The organism is Chitinophaga filiformis (assembly GCF_900102545.1).
GTDB lineage: Bacteria > Bacteroidota > Bacteroidia > Chitinophagales > Chitinophagaceae > Chitinophaga > Chitinophaga filiformis.
This window is the reverse complement of sequence record NZ_FNBN01000012.1, coordinates 76,629-95,233: the sequence shown is the minus strand read 5'-3', so window position 1 is coordinate 95,233 and position 18,605 is coordinate 76,629. Positions and strand designations below refer to the sequence as shown.

Below are 18,605 nucleotides of genomic sequence, written 5' to 3'. Positions count from 1 at the left end.
TAGCTGACTTTTAAACTGACTTAAAAATTGCACTTACGAACATTTGCGCGTCTTAACGTTTACAAGGTCCTCTCGATCCTGGACATTCAGAAGGGCAACAAATGTATTTATAACTATGGTCTTACTGAACGGTATAGGCTCTCCAGCAAGCTCAGTAGCAGCAAACTTACATTCTTAAAATAATATTTCAAACTTTTTTGTCGATGTTTTATCTCAAATCATCGTTTAGGCAAGGGTGAAAATAATCTCTCTCGGAAATCAGCTAATATTTTGTATCTTTAATAACGTTCGTTAATCAGATCCTGAAAAAAATACCCAGTCATTCTTTAACTAGATAACCACGACGACCCTTGTTCGACCCAACGTTCAGCATCAATCATTTCACCTGTTACCCATGATTTGATCCTGTAACGCATTACATGCTGGCTTTTTTAACAAAAATCATATATCATGAAAACTCAAAAGACCTCAGTTACCCAACTATTCATGGCCACGCTTCTCCTTTTTAGTGTCTCCTGCGGAAAAGAAAACAAAGTCAAGCCCGATCTGTTATCCTCCGAGGACAAAACTACCGCTTCAACAGCTGGTATCCTCGCCTGCTCGTACGGCATGGAGGGCGCCTTTGCTACCACCGACCCCACGCCACAGTACACCATTATATCTGACATAGACCCTTATGTTACGGGTGGTTATGTCCGTTTCACCGGAGGCCCTTATCCATCACCGTACTGGTCGTCAGTGCACTTTGTGCACACCGCCACCCCTAGCTGCGATCTGCTGCCCAATACTTCCGGCGATACACTTGAACTGGAAGTGCGATTGAAAAATCCTACTACCGGCACTGGGGCTGTTGCTGCCAATGATGTAGAACTGGATATTATAGGGGCTCAGAATACAGCATCTGTATTGTTCGTTTCCCAAACCGCCAAACAGAGTTTCACCAGGCTGAAAGTAGGTACAGCAGGCGTTAGTAACATGCCGCAACTGGTGCGTTCATTTAACGACTGGACGGTTGTAAAGCTCAGGTTAAACGTTAGTACCGGAACAATTTCAACGTATATCAATGACGTACTGGTACTTTCCACCAACTATAATCCGCAGCGGGTGGGTCTTGTGAAAGATTTCCAGGTTGGGTTTAAAGGATATGGATATGTTGATTATATGAGAGTAAGGTCTTCTTCTTCTCCTACTGCACCTGTACTACTCAGAAATGAGTTTAATGACAGTGCGGCATTATGGGATGGCATTCAGTTCTTTTAGTATTTTGAAATTACCAGTATCTGAGAAGGTGTATCCCGGAATCGGTAATTTTTAAAGCTGAAATACAATAAAAACGGGCGCCCCCAAAAGTATGAGACGCCCGTTTTCATTGTTTGTATGGTTACTTAAACTTAAAACCTGTAAGATAAGGTACCTACGAACTGGGTAGGTGGTATCGGGTTGATACTGTAGTTCTCGTGTACGTAATAGTTGTAAGTATTGGTAACGTTAGATACTTTCGCCAGTACAGAGAAACGTTTGAAAGAATAACCTGCGCTCAGATCTAGTGTGGAGAAACCTGGTGCGGAGATGAGACGGTTGTATTTCTGGCTCTGGTTGATGGTGTTGTTCCATCCACCGAAACGCTGACCGATATAGTAATACCCTACGCCAAACTTCACGCCTTTCAGTGCAGATTTCTGCAAGGTATAGAACACATTGGCATTGGCAGTGTGATTAGGATTGCCTACCAGGCGTTCACCTTTTATAGAGCCGCCAGTTAGACCGGTGCTGCTTTCTATCGTAATGTTATTGTAGCTGTATCCACCAATTACATCCAGTCCTGGTAAAGGATGACCAGCGATATCCACTTCCACACCACGGCTTAATGTTTCACCTATCAGCGCTTTCAGGTTGGTATTGTTGTTTGGCGTCACACCATCTTTCTGGAATGGAGCGGTCTGTGCGTAGTTGCTGTTCTTGATACGATATGCGGTAACATTCACTGACAGTTTTCCTTTCAGGAAATCATTTTTCACACCTACTTCATATTGATCAATAACAGATGGATCCAGTGTTGTACTGTCAACAGCCAGACCACTGTTTGGTGTGAAAGAGTTGGAATAACTTGCGAATACTGCCATGGTTTCTATCGGTTTGTATACGATACCTATTCTTGGAGAGAAGGCATCGTCATATTTAGCGGCAGTCTTCGTAGTCTGGCCTGATTTGTAGTCGTAGGTGGCCGGCGCTTCATTCTGCAGGTAAGAGAACCTTACACCTGCCAGCACATTTAACTTAGGCGTGATCTTAATCAGGTCCTGTACATACACGCCGACACGGTTGATCGGAGTTGTTACGTCCTTGATCCTTACAGCATCCGGGATATCAGTACGTGGTGTATACAGGCTGGGATCCAGGATATTGACAGTATCGTAAGTAGTAGGCTGGTTGTAGGAATAAGCCTTGGTATAGTAACGGTCTGCATCCACACCTGCCAGCACATTATGTTCCAGGCTACCTGTTTTGAACTTACCATTCAGGTCTACCTGTGCCAGGTAATAATCTTCACTGTTGAAAGCCCTGTTCAGCGGACGAGCCCATTTACCGGTAGCATCTGCCTGGATCCTTTCTACAGCGTAATAATCGCGGCTATAACGCTGGTAGGAGACCATACCGTTCAAAGTCCATACATCATTCAGTTTATGTTTGATAGATGCACCTGCAGATGATTGTTGTGTGTGTGCATACTGCCATGGGGTACCATAGAAGCTGTTACGTGGTACATCAGGTATTTTATTATTATCCAGGGAACCGATACCGAAATCAGGTGTAAAGTCGTGCTTCAGATAATCACCCTGTACCAGTAATTCTGTGCGGTCGCTTAATTTAAACAGCAGGGAAGGATTTACGTAATAACGTTTTGAATGTACTTTATCGCGGTAGCTATCTGTTGTTTCAAATGTACCGTCGATCCTGTATGCTACTTTCGAAGAAATCGGTCCATACACATCAAATGCAGGCTTTAAGAGGCCATAACTACCTGTGCGTACATTCACTTCACCACCGAAGTTAAACTTAGGCTGTTTAGTCACCATATTCATCACTGCACCGGGAGCTACGTTGCCATAGAGGATGGCAGCGCTTCCTTTCAGGATCTCTACTTTCTCGAGGGAGCTCATTTCAGGCATTACACCGGAATTGACACGTGCGCCATTCTTGAACATATTAGTGCTGGAAAAAGCATATCCTCTTGCATTAAATGCTTCCTGGGTGCTGGCACGGGAAGAGGCCATGTATACGCCATTCACATTCTTCACTACATCGCTCATACGTTGTACCTGCTGCTCTTCCAGTGTTTCATGTCCGATTATCGCAACACCCTGCGGAAGGTCTATTGCTGCAACAGGGATCTTACCTATGTTAACTGGGCTTTTGTTGATCGTTCTTGTTTTGGTGCCTGCTACCACTATTTCATTCAGCTGTGCGGCGGTCGCTTCCAGTTCCGCAGTCACCTCAGTGGTCTGGTCAGCAGTAACGACAACTGACTTATGTATTGTTTTGGTACCGGTATAAGAAATTACCAGTACATAGTCACCTTGCTTTACGTTTTTGAGTATAAACTGCCCTTCTTCATTAGTCACTGCTCCTTTCTTCGTATCCTTCAGGCCCACTGTTACGAATGCGGCAGGCTTGCCATCGGCAGAATTGATCGTTCCTTTAATAGTACCGTTTTGTGCAAATGCGGCAATATTGATCAGAACAAAACCGAGTAAAAAGTATAGATGTTTCAACTACAGTAAATTTTATGCAAAGAAAGAATACTCATGAGTAGTAAATGGCTCGGATCGGGAAAAAATAAGGCACTATGAAAAGGAATAGCAAGGTATCCGGAAGGGGTACTCCGGGGCAGGGCACCAATACCCCAAACACCCTACCCTATTGATTTTCATAGTTCACGAGTCCGCCAAACGATATGAAATAAAACATTATATATCCGATCGTAACCAGAAGCGCCTTCTGCATTCAGAATTAATTCAGAATTGGGGGATAATATTGTGACATGAAACTATTGATCATCGATGGCGATCTGGCATTATCGCAGGTTATGATCTCCTATTTATCTGACGGGAATTATATATGTGAATATGCAAACACTTATCAGCGGGCACTGTCTAAAATAGAGATGTATGAGTATGATTGCATCCTGCTGGACCTGGTACTGCCAGACGGGGATGGCAACAAGCTGCTGGAAGCAATAAAGGCGTATAATAAAATGGCCGGTATCATCGTCATTTCCGCTAAAACTGCATACGAGGATAAGATCTCTGCACTGGAAAAGGGGGCGGATGATTATGTGACGAAACCATTTCATTTACCGGAACTGGCAGCCAGGATCTTTTCCGTTATCAGAAGGATGAAATACGACAACTGCAATGTTATCCGTCAGGAAGAACTGACCATCGATCTGCTGGCTAAAACTGTTTCGATCAATAATAACCCTGTCATTCTTACCAGGAAAGAGTTTGACCTGCTCTTATATTTCATCGGCAATAAAAACAAGGTGATCTCAAAACATGAACTGGCGGAGCAGCTTTCAGGCGATATTGCCGGCCTTCGTGAAGATAACAATGTCATTTACGCTCACATCAAAAACCTCAAAAAGAAACTCCACGAAGCCGGCGCAGGCAATTACCTGAAAACAATCTACGCTACTGGATATAAATGGGAAGCGTAAGCCTCATTCCCGGACTGAGTCCAATCACTCCGATATATTATAAATAATATCATATAACATAATTCCACTTATTACTTCACATTTTTCAGAGCCTTCTACTGAAATTTGAACTCTTTTTGAACAGGCTGCTACTATTTCTCCTCGTAAAACATTAAATTGTAGCTATCGACCAAAATCTTACTAACCCACTAAACCACTGGTATGAGCCTGCCAACATTATTGGAACAATACGACTATGCCACCGGCATCTGGGACGAGATGTGCGACCGGCAGCAGATCAGGGAGCAATACAGCAAGGTCATTGCCACCCTTAAACAGTTTAATATCAGTGATCTGCAACAGAAAGACAGACTGGCCGGCGAGCTTTTTATGAACCAGGGCATCACCTTCACCGTCTATAGCGAAGATGCCGGCATTGAACGCATTTTCCCTTTTGACATTATTCCCCGCATTATTACAGGCCAGGAATGGGATCATATAGAAGCAGGTATAAAACAGCGTCTGAAAGCGCTCAATCTGTTCCTCAAAGACATTTATAATGAGCAGCAAATCCTGAAAGACAAGATTGTTCCGGCCTCCCTGATTGCTTCCTGCCCCCATTATAGCCGCGAGGTATTTGGTATTAAGGTGCCTCATGATGTATATGTACATATTTCCGGAATAGACCTGATCCGCGGAGAAGATGGTCTCTTTTATGTACTGGAGGATAACCTGCGTACGCCATCAGGCGTCAGTTATATGCTGGAGAACCGGGAAGTGACCAAAAGGATCTTTCCTGAATTGCTGGCCGCCAGTCATGTGAGACGCGTAAGCAACTACCCCCTCCTGCTGCATGAAATACTGCTGCAGATGGGCCCCGGACAACTGTCTAATCCCCTGGTGGTATTGCTGACACCCGGTATCTATAATTCAGCCTACTATGAACATACCTTTCTTGCCCGGCAGATGGGGATTCCACTCGTGGAAGGAAGAGACCTGGTGGTGAACAACCATAAGGTATATATGAAAACTACCAATGGCCTGGAACAGGTGCATGTGATATACCGTCGTATTGACGATGAATTCCTTGATCCGCTGATGTTTCGTCCCGACAGTGCACTGGGCATCCCCGGACTGATGAGCGCTTACCGTATGGGTAATGTAGCCATTGTAAATGCGGTAGGGAATGGTGTTGCCGATGATAAAGCTGTATACGCCTATGTGCCTGCCATGATCCGGTATTACCTCAATGAAGAGCCGATCCTGCCCAATGTGCCTACCTATGAAATGAGCGACCCTGATGCCCGGCAATATGTGTTTGACAACTATACACAGATGGTCATCAAAAGGACCAACCAGTCGGGAGGCTATGGCATGGTGATGGGCAATAAGGTGGCGCCGGAAGAATGGGCAAAGGCGAAAGCGGCTATTGAAGCCGAACCTCGTAGTTTTATTGCGCAGCCTATCATTAAACTATCTACCGTTCCCTGTTTCATAGACGGCACCTTCCAGGCAAGGCACGTAGATCTCCGTCCTTATGCCCTCTGTGGTCCGCAGGGCGTACAGATCGTACCGGGCGGACTTACCAGGGTTGCGCTACGCAAAGATTCCCTGATCGTCAATTCCTCACAGGGAGGAGGTAGTAAAGATACCTGGGTTATAGATTGATTCACCACACCAAACGAAGTTTTATTCATGCTAAGCAGGATCGCAGATTCACTATTCTGGCTGGCCCGTTATATGGAGCGGGCAGAAGGACTATTACGTGTTACGGCTACTCATAATCTTTTATCGCTCGACAAGGATGTGAACGGGCCCCTTACCTGGCGCCCTGTTCTGGAAACCTTTACCAGTGCAAGTGAAGAAGAGCTCAAGGCTATCGAAGGGAATACAGGCGCAGCCCTGAAGAAACTCCTGACAGACACTGCGAACAATAATTCCCTGAAATGCATCATTGGCAAAGCCAGGGAAAACGCCCGCGGCATCCAGGACTATATTACGAAGGAAGTATGGGAGGAGGTCAACTCTTTCTATCACCTGATCAATCAGCCGGCACTGGATAGCCGTTTGTCCAATTATGAAGCTGCGGATATCCTTGACCTTTTCACCCGGCATTCTGTGCTTTATACAGGCATCACTGATATCACCATGGCCCGGGGCATCGGCTGGGGATTTATGAACCTCGGGAAATACATCGAGCGCTGCCTGGAAACTATTGTGCTGACTGACAAACAATACGCGCGCAACCAGTACAAGGTGGATGAGATCAAAGATATTATGCAGTGGCGGCATCTGCTGATGTCTCTTTCGGGCTATGAGCTCCATCTCAAAACATACCGGTCGTATCAATATACACACGATGTACTGCATCAGGTATTATTCAATGAAGATTTTCCTCATTCCGTTATATATTCGCTGGGCAGAATTGACAGGCACCTGCAGGATGTGACCAAAGGTCATATCTCTGAAGAGAATGCAGCGCTGATCAGGAACTTTGGAAGGCTGTACAGTAAAGTGAAACATCTGGAAATAGATGATCTCAACAACCAGACGTTAAAACCTTTCCTGGAGAACCTTCGCCACGATCTCCTGCATTTCACCAACCTGTTGAGTCAAAAATTTTTCTCCTACGCATAACTTAGCATATGGCCATTTTCAGAATTCATCATGTTACCAGGTACGAGTACGACAGACCGGTTAAAGAAAGCGTAAATGAGATTAAGATCTTCCCGTATAAATGCCCGGAGCAGGAAATACTCCAGCATGACCTGCTGATCACGGGACAGCCGGAAATACACACCTTCACAGACTATTGGGGGAATAAATCCGGTAACTTCAACCTGCTGCCTCCGCATAAAGTACTCACCATTGAAAGTAAACTGCTGGTGCGCACTACCGCCTCTTCACAATTGCAGATCAATTTTCATTCTACCTTCGACCAGCTACAAGAAGAAATGGCAGGCCAGCTGCTGTTGCTGGAACTGGCGCAACCCGATATTATAAAAACGCAGAGTGCGATCAATAATATCATTACGATAATAAAGCAGCCAGGTAAAAGCGTGGCAGCTGTTACCGAACATTGTAGTGAATATATCTTCAAGAATTTCAAGTACCTGAAAGGGATCACCAATATTGAGACAACGGTAGACGAGATCCTGCAACACCGGGCAGGCGTTTGCCAGGACTTTGCGCATATCATGTTACACATCCTCCGTTCCTGCGGTATTCCCTGCCGTTATGTAAGCGGGTATATCTGTCCGAATAAGGATGGTATGCGTGGTGAAGGCGCCACCCATGCCTGGGTAGAAGCCTGGATACCCGGATATGGCTGGGCGGGCATTGACCCTACCAATAATATCTGGGTCACCAACAAACATGTGAAGTTATCTGTAGGAAGGCATTTTAATGATTGTAGTCCTGTGAAAGGTACCTTCAAAGGACCTGCAAAACAAAAGCTGTCTGTGTTCGTAGCGGTAGGCTATGAAGATGGTAATATATTCGAAGAGACCAATGACGTGCACCTGCAGGGGGAGGCAGCAACAATGGATGATAATTCCGAAGGACAACAATAAATCAGGACTTATTCCTCCATGCAAAATAATAGACAGGTATTCCCAGCAATACAATGCCTAATCCGGGCCACGTATACATCGGTTTATAGACCAATAGCGCGAAGCAAATAGTAGCGGCGGATACAATGTATAACAAAGGCAATACAGGGTATCCAAACGCCTTATATGGCCTTGGTAACTCAGGTCGTGTACGACGTAACCTGAAGATACCCGCAATGGTCAGGATATAAAAGATCAATACCACAAAGATCACATAGTCCAGCAGCTGGCCATATTTGCCACTTAAACATAATACAGATGCCCAGATACATTGTATCCACAGGGCCTTTCCCGGAACAGCGTTTTTGTTCAGTGTGGCCAGTTGTTTGAAGAACACGCCATCCTTTGCCATTGTATAACATACACGGGCGCCAGACAGGATAAGGCCATTGTTACAACCGAAAGTAGAAACCATTAACAGTGCGGCGATAATGTAAGTACCCCTGGTTCCGAATATCTTCACAGCTGCTGCTACTCCTACCCTTTCATTTTCTGCAAAGGCGATTTCCTTCAGTGGCAATACACCCAGGTACACCAGGTTGGTAGCCGCATAGATAACAGTAACAATGAGCGTACCGAGGAACAGACTTCTGCCAATGTTACGTTCAGGATTCTTGATTTCTCCGGCGATGAAGGTTACATTATTCCAGGAATCGCTGCTGAACAAACTACCCACCATACTACCGGCTATAGCGCCCAATGCCGCCAGCCCAACATACGGCGCCAGGCTATCGCTATGCTCTGTCATTTTACCCAGATCAAAACCTGTCTGCCAGTTGGCATCCCATACGCCTTTATCGGCTGCAAAGCATCCGAATAAGATCAGTGCCAGCAAGGCCGCTATTTTGGCTAAAGTAAATCCTGTCTGTATCAGCTTTCCTTCCTTTACGCCCAGGGTATTGATAAACGTCAGCAATACAATGAGGAGGATGGAGGTGATCTGCGCTGCTGATATTTGTATAAATGACAGATCAAATACGATATTCTTCTCACTCAGTACCGGAAAAAGATAAGCGGAGAACTTGGCGAAAGCTACGCCTACTGCTGCAATAGAACCAGCCTGTATTACCGTGAAGAAACTCCATCCGAAGAGGAAACCGGTGAGGCGATTGAACGCTTCTCTGAGATAGACGTATTGTCCTCCGGCCTGCGGGAACATAGCGCTTAGCTCTCCATAGCTCATAGCGGCGGTCAGTGTAAGGAGACCGGTGATGATCCATATCAGTACCAGCCAGCCGGCGGAGCCGACATTACGGGTGATGTCTGCACTTACCAGGAAAATGCCGGAACCAATCATGGAACCGGCCACAATCATTGTTGCATCCAGCAGTCCGAAGGACCGCTGGAAAGATTTTGGTTGATCTGACATACGTAGGGTATAGTGGTTTATCGCGTAAACTGATTGTCAATCTGCCGCCAGATGCCTAACGGATTTGCAGCCTTCAGCGCATCGGGTAACATCTCGTCCGGGAAATTCTGGAAGCATACGGGTCTTACCCAGCGACGGATAGCGCCTGTACCTACTGAAGTGAAACGCTGATCAGTCGTAGCCGGGAACGGTCCGCCATGTACCATGGCAGCACATACTTCCACACCGGTAGGCGGGTTGTTTAAAATAACACGGCCTGCCAGGGTAGATTGTGCAGCAATCACGTCTTTCCATTGCAAGGTATCGGCGGCAGTGCCTACGATAGTGGTGGTCAGCTGTCCGTGCAGGCTTTTCAATACCGCCAGCAGTTCTGCTTTATCTGCACACTCTACCAGCAAGGAAAAGGGCCCGAACAACTCTTCTTTCAGGTGTGGATTACCGAGGAATGTCTTAGCCGTAGTACGGGCCAGAGATGGCCATGCTTCCATGTCTGCAGGAGCGACAGATTGATTCACCAACACAACGTCCTGCTGGGCAAGCATATGGGTACGCCCCTTGCCATAGGCTTCACAGATGCCTTTGTGCAGCATCTTCTGCGGAGCAACAGCAGCAATTGCATTACCCAGTAAGCTGGCGAAATTGTCCAGGGCGGCACTCTTCAAACCAATCAGCAGACCGGGATTCGTACAGAATTGTCCCATGCCCAGTGTAACAGAACCTGCAAAGGTCTGCGCCAGTTGTTCTGCCTGGGTAGCCAGTGCGTCAGGATAAAAAACAACAGGATTAATGCTGCTCATTTCTGCGAATACCGGGATGGGAACCTCTCTCTCCGCAGCGTAGCCCAGCAAGGCTTTCCCTCCCTGTAAAGAGCCTGTAAAACCAACGCCGGTAGTCAGCGGATGTGTTACCAGCGCTTTGCCTATTGCATTGCCTTCACCGGTAACATGCTGCACCGTGAATTCCGGCATACCGCTTTTACTGATGGCCTTTTGCATGGCTTCAAATACTGCCTGGGAAGTACGTGGATGCGCAGGATGGCCTTTAATAACAACCGTAGCTCCCGCAGCCAGTGCACTGGCGGTATCGCCACCGGCAGTAGAGAAGGCAAAGGGGAAATTACTGGCGCCGAATACCACTACCGGTCCTGCGGGTACCAGCATCCTGCGGAGGTCTGGCCTTGCAGGTGTATTATCCGGCCTGGCCGTATCAATGACAGCTTCTACCCAACTGCCTTCTTTTATCAGGTTGGCAAACAACTGCAACTGGTTGGTGGTGCGGGTGATCTCACCATTGAGCCTTGCAGCAGGCAGATTGCTTTCTGCCTGCGCTGTCTCTACCAGCATATCTCTTACCTGTGCTATTTCCGAAGCGATTGTTTCGAGGAACGCAGCGCGTACCGAAGGGGTGACCTCCCTGTACTGCGCAAACGCCTCTGCTGACCGCTGCATAACATCATCTATCTGCATGGTGCTGTTTAAGTCTTATTGTTATAGTGAACGATAATCAGGTAATACAGGTCTGCTGGCAATAGCTGTGTCAATCACCTTCAGGATCCTCTCCCTTTCTGCGCCTATCAGCTGAAGACGCGGCGCTCTCACTGCCTCACTACCCAGTCCTGCCTGTTGTTCAGCCAGTTTAATATACTGTACCAGCTTCGCATGCAGATCCAGCTCCAGCAATGGCAGGAACCAGCGATAAATAGCCAGTGCTTCTGCAATGCGTCCCGCTTTAGTCAGCTTATAAATAGCTACTGTTTCTGCAGGGAAAGCACATACCAGTCCGCCGACCCAGCCTTTCGCACCCAGGATCATCTCTTCCATGGCCAGTGTATCCACACCGCACAGAATACTATAACGGTCGCCGAAACGGCTGATCATACGTGTTACGTTAGATACATCCCTGGTAGACTCTTTTACAGCCTGTATGTTGCTGTATTGCTGCAGCTGATCGAAGATGTCCAGTGTTACTTCCACTTTGTAATCCACCGGATTGTTATAGATCATGATGGGTAATTCTGTGGATGCGGCAACTGCTTTAAAATATTCCGCAGTTTCGCGTTCATCACTTTTGTAACGCATAGGAGGCAATAACATCAATCCTTTCGCGCCCCATGATGCGGCCAGCTTTGCCTGTCTGATAGCTTCAGCGGTAGAGCCTTCTGCGATATTCATGACAACCGGGATTTTCCCTGCTACCTGTTCCACTGCATATTTAGTGAGGGTTTCTTTTTCAGCGGTAGTGATAACACTGGCTTCCCCCAGAGAGCCGCCTAAAATAACCCCGTCAATACCAGCCTCAATCTGGGCTTGCAGGTTCTTCCCGAACAACGGCAGGTCCAGTTCATCAGCGGCTGTAAATTTGGTTGTAAATGCAGGAAATATTCCTTTCCATTCAATAGCCATAGAAGAACAATTTTTTTTCAAAAGTATCAGAAACAGGGAAAGGGATGCTACCTGATAGTAATCAATTATTAGCCGATATTAACCTGTTTTATATTCTTAGCAGCATCATACAGATAGAGTTAACCTTTTTTTCACCGGTAATTTTATTTTTTTGCTGAATCCGGGTTAAAATTTGTAATATTGGGTCATCAGTAAAATAATTGTACAATTCACACTCATTAGTGTCAGGACGATCAACCAATACAAATTGTAATTGCCGCATAGAAGAATAAACACCTGTAATCAGATTCCGGCAAGGGCCAACAACTTGCTTTACTTTAAAATTGCTAACAGATGAAAGTGCTACAGTTCACCATACCTGTTCCGCTGGACAAATCGATCATCGTGCAGAGAGACGTGCTCCCCTATTTCTATCCTCATCTTCACAGGCACAAGGAGATCCAGCTGACCTGGATACAACAGGGAGAGGGCACGCTCGTTGCTGACAACAACATGCATGCTTTCCGTCCGAACGAGATCTACTGGCTGGGCGCCAATCAACCTCATATCTTTAAAAGTGAAGCGTCTTATTTTCAGCCCAAGAGCCGTAAGAAGATCATCGCCCTGGTTATTTTCTTTAATCCGGATGGTGAACTGGCAGGTTTCTTTAATCTGCCGGAGATCAAGCTGCTGAAGAACTTCATCCAGCAACACCAGTCAGGATTTAAAGTACCACAGGAACATGCTACGGAGATATCCAGTCGTATGCTGAAAGTCACAAACAGTTCAGGTACAGAACAATTGCTGCAGTTCGTGGAACTTCTGAAGCAGTTGTCCGGCTACCAGGATATTACACCGCTGGCCTCCGGTCAGAATACACAGCATGTGAGCGAGCATGAAGGTATCCGTATCGGCCATATCTACAACTACATCATGCATAACTACGATCAGCCTATCACGCTGGAAGATGCTGCCAAACAAGCGCATATGACGCCACAGGCATTCTGCCGGTTCTTTAAGAAACATACCTTACATACATTTGTGTCTTTCCTGAATGAAGTGCGTATCAATGAGGCGTGTAAAAAGCTGACGGACGGTACTTACGATAATATTGCCACCGTGGCATATACCTGTGGGTTTAACAGCATTACCAATTTTAACAGGGTATTTAAGACGGTGACTAACAAGTCGCCCAGTGAATATATGAACAGTTATTTCCAGAGCGTTTAGCAGGAGCACTCCCTGCTGATGGTTCGTTGCTTTGCTCTCTAATTAAATAGTATTGATCTTAAAACCGGCTGGTTTAGTAATTTCTTACTAATAACTGCTATCTTGGGTATCCAAAAAATAAATTCCATATGAGTGCTTATGTACCCGCCGGTGACCGGTATGATGCTATGCTCTATAACCGCTGTGGCAAAAGCGGGATCCGTCTTCCTGCTGTTTCACTTGGCCTGTGGCATAACTTCGGTTCCATAGATAATTTTGAGAATGGCCGTCAGATTGTACGCCGTGCCTTTGACAAGGGAATCACGCATTTTGACCTTGCTAATAACTACGGTCCACTGCCCGGTTCTGCTGAAGAGAACTTCGGTGCTATACTTCAGAAAGATTTTACTGGTTACCTGCGAGATGAGCTGGTAATCTCTACCAAGGCCGGCTACCTGATGTGGCCTGGTCCATATGGAGAATGGGGTTCCCGCAAATACGTGCTGTCCAGTCTCGATCAGAGCCTTCGCCGTATGAAGCTGGATTATGTTGACATCTTCTACTCCCACCGTCCTGATCCTGACACACCTATTGAAGAAACAATGGGCGCACTGGATACTGCTGTACGTCAGGGCAAGGCTTTATATGTGGGATTGTCCAATTATTCTGCGGAGCAAACCAAAGCTGCACTCGCGGTGTTAAAATCATTGGGTACTCCCTGCCTGATCCATCAGCCTAAATACTCCATGTTCGAAAGATGGGTGGAAGGCGGACTGCTGGACGTACTGGGCGAAAACGGTGTGGGATGTATTCCATTCTCCCCACTGGCACAGGGCCTGCTGACAGACCGATACCTGAAAGGTATTCCGGAAGGCTCCAGGGCCAGCAAACCAAGCGGCTTTCTGAAAGCAGACCAGATCACGCAGGATAAACTGGATAAGATCCAGCGTCTGAATGCTATTGCACAAAAGAGAGGTCAGTCGCTCGCACAGATGGCGCTCGCCTGGCTGCTGAAAGACAAACGTATCACTTCTGTGCTGATAGGCGCCAGCTCTGTAGCGCAGCTGGATAATAACCTGGGAGCATTGGATAAGGTACAGTTTGATGCAGCGGAATTACAGGAAATAGAAAGTATTCTGAAATAATAAGGGTTCAAAAAAAGAAGGCCGGCTCCATGTGTGGGCCGGCTTCTTTTTTATATGCATTAGTTACTACTTAACGTAACGGATGCTGGTATTTTCCACCCTGGTATACACGACCTCTCCATCCTGTATACTTTGTGACGTATTTTCCCGGGTAACAGGATAGCCATCCCCATCGTATGTATACACGTTGGTTTCTGCTTCAGAATAATTGGAGTATTCTGTTCTCAGCGTAAGAATGTTATTAACAGACAGTCCTATAGCTACTTCTCTTGGGTGTATTAAATACAGTTCCGGTTGTATTGCTATGAAGTTCACTTTATCATCGTAGGTATATACCGTTGTGATAGAATCCGTCTCCTGACCATCTATTATTGAAATATAGATCTCTTTGATGAGATTACCTTTACTATCCCAATCGTACAGCGTCTTTCCGTAGTTTTCAAATGGCCGGCCTTCAGTACCAGGTTCCTGTGAAACCCCAAAAGAATACATGGCAGCATAACGTCCGTTGTTATCATAAACAATGCTGTCATAGGCATCAATCAGCTTATCGGCGCCATATATCATGACCTTCGACAGATCACCGGCAGCGTTATACTCATAGTCCTGCTTATCTTCCAAGGCGGTAGGAGCATCTTCGCTGACGAGTAATTTGGCCAGTTTTCCATTCCCATATACTAGTTCACTATAGAAGGCATAGCTCTCTTTTTGGGCAAAAGACGAGAAAGTAGCTACGTTGTTAGCTGCATTATAAGTCACACCGGTACTGTCATATTCTGAGACCGAGTTCAGAAATAGTTTGGTAGCTTTAATCTGCATTTGCGGGGTGATTGTATCGTTGTCGTCTTTACATGCAACAAATAATACAGTGAGTGCTACTGCACTGAATAGGGATTTTTTCATGGTTTCGAATGTGTCTTTTCTGATTTTTTTAAGTGTACGGGTTATGTTATAAGGGTTAAAGCAAGTGACCTGCAGGATCTGGTCTTACTATTATGCGTCAAATATACAATTTATTTCAAATGTGACCAAGACGAATTTATGATTCACCGGGGTTGCCCCCCGGGGCTACAAACACAAAGCCCCCTACCGGGGTCTATCGCCGCGAGCGATCCCGTTATATGAATCCGGGGTGAAAACCCGTTTCAATACCCCGGGGTTATCGCCCATTTTATTTTGGGGTTAAACCACAAATTACAACACGTGACCCGGGGTTGAAAACCCCGGGCTACAAACAATGGGACTCCTAACGGAGTCCTATTATGGTTTGTTAATGACGTTTGATACATGTATAGTACGAGTAGTGTGGGACTATAGTGCGGTGCTATATCTATAGGCTCTGTAGTCCTACATTAGGCCTACTGTTCTATAGCGATGGCTATAGAATAGTGCCTATAACGCTATAGTGCGGAGCCTATAGGTTATAGGTCGCACCGAATTTGTACCGAATAGGTACTGAATCCATACCGGATACATCTCCATAGGAGGAGCATAGCTGATACCTGGTCTATTCCTGATTTAATGCTAATAAAAAGCGGGGCTGATCTTTTCGAAAAGATCAGCCCCGCTTTACTTATATGTAAAAACCTATTTGCCTCCGTCAAGGAAGAAATGGAAGCTGTCGCCGCGTAAGCCTACACGCATTGCCTCCAGTGAGATCACTTCGTGGGCCGCGATATTACCCAGGTTCGCGTTACAACCAATGAGATCCAGGAAGTACAATTGCTGGTCTTTCCTTGGCGCTTCCCAGATGATCTTCTCACCTGGTACCTGTGTCAGGATCTCCTGCACCAGGCCCTCACGTACTTCTCCGGAATCGCGGTACAGACCTACGGTACCGTTTTCCCTTGCTTCTGCGATAATATATTGGGAACCAGCAGAAAGTTCTGCCTTCATCAGTTCTATCCATTTATAGGGAGGGGTGATATGCTCACGATCTTTATCCTTGGAACCAATTTCACTCAATACCGTACCCAGTTTAGCTAGTTTCTCGATGTAACCGCATTTTTCAGCGTGCGGGATGGAAAGAGAACCATCGGATACCTCAAAGTAGTTGATACCGTACTTTTTACTGACTTCTATATAATCATCAAACTGGTTGCGGATGATGAAAGCTTCCAGTAGCAGTCCACCGAAATAAACGGGGATGTTAAATGACTGGTATACCTTGATCTTTTCATCCAGGTTAGGCGTTACATAGGCGGTCCCAAAAGCCAGTTTCACCATATCGACATGCGGAGCGGCTACAGAGAGGAAGTCCTTTGTATCCTGCAGGCTCAGACCTTTATCGGTCACCATGGTAATACCGAATGAGCGTGGCTGCTGTGTACGATTGGGAATTTTGTCCAGATTAAAATTCATTTTACCTAAAGTTTTGTACTCGATTTACTTCCTTGATTTAAACTTCCGGACAAAGGTATTCAAAAAATAATCAGGCGCGTTGCTGATTAAAAGATAGTTTATAGGAAGGGAAATTTGTTAACAATACTCCCAGTAGAATCACCACCATGGCCACCAGTTGCATCCAGCCCAACTGCTCGTTCACAAAAACCCAGCCCACCAGCACCGCCACTACGGGATTAACGTAGGTGTGGGTGCTGACCAATGCCGGCGGACGCACTGTTATGAGCCAGGTAAATGCCATATAGGCTATCAGGGAGCCGAAAATAACCAGGTAAAATAAGCCTGCCCAGGCTTCAGCAGGAACTTCATTGAAACGGATCTTACCCCATTCACCGGAAATACCGCTTAAAAGGCTGCTGCATATTCCTCCGGCAAATAACTGGATACAGGAACTGACGATATTGGAAATACCTTTCTCCATACGACCTTCTGCATGTAATGCCCCACCTACCCAGAAAATGGTGCCCATCAATATCGCGCCATATCCCATCCATTGTGTTGTAACATCTCCTGTAGACGCTGATGCTGCGTTGCTGCCACCAAAGAATAAGAGGATACCCGTAAAACCAATCAATAATCCTGTAACAATGAACCAGTTGGAAAAATACTCCTTCCACCGTTTCCGGTCGGCCAGCAGGAAAATAAAAGGTTCTGCCGCGATGACAATAGCCGCCTGTCCTGAAGTAATATATTGCTCGGCCCAGGCAACCATGCCGCTACCTCCTACCAGCATGAACAATCCGCTGATAGAACAGGAACGGACAGCCTGCCAGCCCGGCCACTTTTCTTTCTTAATAAAACACCATCCCAATAGTAACAGCGCTGCCATCAGGTAACGTAATGCAGAAAGCATAAATGGAGGAAACCCTCTCAGTCCGTAGATGACGGCCAGATAGGTAGTGCCCCATACGATGTAAACAGCCATAAATGCCAATACTACCAGCCATTGCGGCGCTTTCTGTTCAGCCATCACCTTATTCTTTTACTTGTTAAACTACATTTGCTGGTATAAAATTAGCAAACTTTTATTACCAGCAAAATATTTTTTGATAGTAATAATACATTGCTGTACTTTTGGTATGGATGAGCAAAGAGAGATCTATAGCAACATTGCCACTGGATGGCGGGGCACTCTGTTTTCATTTTATCAATACGGTAAATGCATGGAGGGGACCCAATCTGCATGAATACCTTGGTAGTTATGCCGAGCTGATTGACTGGTGCAGGAAAGTAGGGATCCTCGATGAAGCGCAGCGGACTGCCTTACTGCAATATGCTACAGCGAATGAACCGGCAGCAGTGGCAGCGCTGCAGAAACTAAAGCGTACCCGGGAAACGCTGTATCATTTCTTTTCCGGCATTGCGGAAAACGACGGCATTAGCCTTTCGCCCTCTGTATTGGAAAAGTTCAATAAAGCACTGGCAGGCGCCTTGACACATCTGCAATTCGAACAAACGGGAACAGGTGTTCAGGCTACCATGGAAAGGGATGATACAGACCTTATGGCGCCCCTATGGACGGTAATGAAATCAGCCTATGATGTACTTACCAATGAGGAACATGCCCGGATCAAGGAATGTGAAACCTGCGGATGGATATTCCTGGATCAAACCAAGAACAATAAAAAACGTTGGTGTAGTCCGCTGACCTGCGGCACCACGGATAAGTCCAAACGTTATTATCAGAAGAAAAAAGAAAAGGCTGAAGAATAAAACGTAGGTATAAAACACAATAGGACTCCGTCAGGAGTCCCAGTGTTTGTAGCGCGGGGTGATAGCCCCGGGAACAAA

Annotated in this window: 15 protein-coding genes; 8 read left to right on the top strand and 7 right to left on the bottom strand. The window is 46.1% G+C overall.

Going from position 1 to position 18,605, the window contains the following annotated elements; all coding sequences use genetic code 11:
• The first annotated feature begins 450 nt into the window (after window positions 1-450).
• A complete protein-coding gene (locus BLR32_RS31125; protein ID WP_089838098.1) occupies window positions 451-1,260 on the top strand; it encodes a hypothetical protein in 810 nt (269 codons plus the stop codon).
• Between the two features lie 131 nt (window positions 1,261-1,391).
• On the opposite strand, the gene BLR32_RS31120 is transcribed toward BLR32_RS31125, so the two are convergent.
• Window positions 1,392-3,773, bottom strand: coding sequence for a TonB-dependent receptor (locus BLR32_RS31120; RefSeq protein WP_245705566.1), 2,382 nt, complete (start codon window positions 3,771-3,773; stop codon window positions 1,392-1,394).
• 269 nt (window positions 3,774-4,042) lie between these two features.
• On the opposite strand from BLR32_RS31120, the gene BLR32_RS31115 reads away from it, so the two are divergent.
• The 4 genes from BLR32_RS31115 (at window position 4,043) to BLR32_RS31100 (ending at window position 8,268) form a co-directional block, all read left to right on the top strand.
• Window positions 4,043-4,717 (top strand): response regulator transcription factor, encoded by a 675-nt coding sequence (locus tag BLR32_RS31115; RefSeq protein ID WP_089838096.1) that lies wholly within the window; start codon window positions 4,043-4,045, stop codon window positions 4,715-4,717.
• Window positions 4,718-4,918: 201 nt separating this feature from the next.
• A complete protein-coding gene (locus BLR32_RS31110) occupies window positions 4,919-6,364 on the top strand; it encodes a circularly permuted type 2 ATP-grasp protein (RefSeq protein ID WP_089838094.1) in 1,446 nt (481 codons plus the stop codon).
• A 27-nt stretch (window positions 6,365-6,391) separates the two neighbouring features.
• Window positions 6,392-7,333: an alpha-E domain-containing protein gene (locus BLR32_RS31105; protein ID WP_089838093.1), complete on the top strand. Its 942-nt coding sequence runs from the start codon at window positions 6,392-6,394 to the stop codon at window positions 7,331-7,333.
• A gap of 8 nt (window positions 7,334-7,341) precedes the next feature.
• Entirely contained in the window at window positions 7,342-8,268 is a 927-nt protein-coding gene (locus tag BLR32_RS31100) for a transglutaminase family protein (RefSeq protein WP_089838091.1), read from the top strand.
• A 1-nt stretch (window position 8,269) separates the two neighbouring features.
• On the opposite strand, the gene BLR32_RS31095 is transcribed toward BLR32_RS31100, so the two are convergent.
• The 3 genes from BLR32_RS31095 to BLR32_RS31085 are packed head-to-tail and all read right to left on the bottom strand — an operon-like array spanning window position 8,270 to window position 12,078.
• Window positions 8,270-9,676 (bottom strand): APC family permease, encoded by a 1,407-nt coding sequence (locus BLR32_RS31095; RefSeq protein WP_089838089.1) that lies wholly within the window; start codon window positions 9,674-9,676, stop codon window positions 8,270-8,272.
• Between the two features lie 17 nt (window positions 9,677-9,693).
• Complete coding sequence (locus tag BLR32_RS31090) at window positions 9,694-11,142, bottom strand: aldehyde dehydrogenase (NADP(+)) (RefSeq protein WP_089838088.1); 1,449 nt, start codon at window positions 11,140-11,142, stop codon at window positions 9,694-9,696.
• Between the two features lie 21 nt (window positions 11,143-11,163).
• A complete protein-coding gene (locus BLR32_RS31085) occupies window positions 11,164-12,078 on the bottom strand; it encodes a dihydrodipicolinate synthase family protein (RefSeq protein WP_089838085.1) in 915 nt (304 codons plus the stop codon).
• A 333-nt stretch (window positions 12,079-12,411) separates the two neighbouring features.
• On the opposite strand from BLR32_RS31085, the gene BLR32_RS31080 reads away from it, so the two are divergent.
• Together BLR32_RS31080 and mgrA are read left to right on the top strand one after the other, a co-directional pair.
• Entirely contained in the window at window positions 12,412-13,287 is an 876-nt protein-coding gene (locus BLR32_RS31080; RefSeq protein WP_089838083.1) for an AraC family transcriptional regulator, read from the top strand.
• A 128-nt stretch (window positions 13,288-13,415) separates the two neighbouring features.
• Window positions 13,416-14,411: an L-glyceraldehyde 3-phosphate reductase gene (mgrA, locus tag BLR32_RS31075; protein ID WP_089838081.1), complete on the top strand. Its 996-nt coding sequence runs from the start codon at window positions 13,416-13,418 to the stop codon at window positions 14,409-14,411.
• Between the two features lie 66 nt (window positions 14,412-14,477).
• On the opposite strand, the gene BLR32_RS31070 is transcribed toward mgrA, so the two are convergent.
• From BLR32_RS31070 to BLR32_RS31060, 3 genes are all read right to left on the bottom strand, one after another.
• The gene (locus BLR32_RS31070) at window positions 14,478-15,314 is read right to left on the bottom strand and encodes a hypothetical protein (RefSeq protein ID WP_089838080.1); all 837 of its coding nucleotides are present in this window, start codon (window positions 15,312-15,314) and stop codon (window positions 14,478-14,480) included.
• Window positions 15,315-15,998: 684 nt separating this feature from the next.
• Entirely contained in the window at window positions 15,999-16,772 is a 774-nt protein-coding gene (locus tag BLR32_RS31065) for a phosphosulfolactate synthase (RefSeq protein WP_089838078.1), read from the bottom strand.
• A 70-nt stretch (window positions 16,773-16,842) separates the two neighbouring features.
• Window positions 16,843-17,784 carry an EamA family transporter gene (locus BLR32_RS31060; protein WP_089838076.1) on the bottom strand — a complete coding sequence of 314 codons (942 nt, stop codon included), beginning with the start codon at window positions 17,782-17,784 and terminating at the stop codon, window positions 16,843-16,845.
• A gap of 113 nt (window positions 17,785-17,897) precedes the next feature.
• On the opposite strand from BLR32_RS31060, the gene BLR32_RS31055 reads away from it, so the two are divergent.
• Window positions 17,898-18,527, top strand: coding sequence for a CGNR zinc finger domain-containing protein (locus tag BLR32_RS31055; protein ID WP_089838074.1), 630 nt, complete (start codon window positions 17,898-17,900; stop codon window positions 18,525-18,527).
• Window positions 18,528-18,605: the final 78 nt, after the last annotated feature.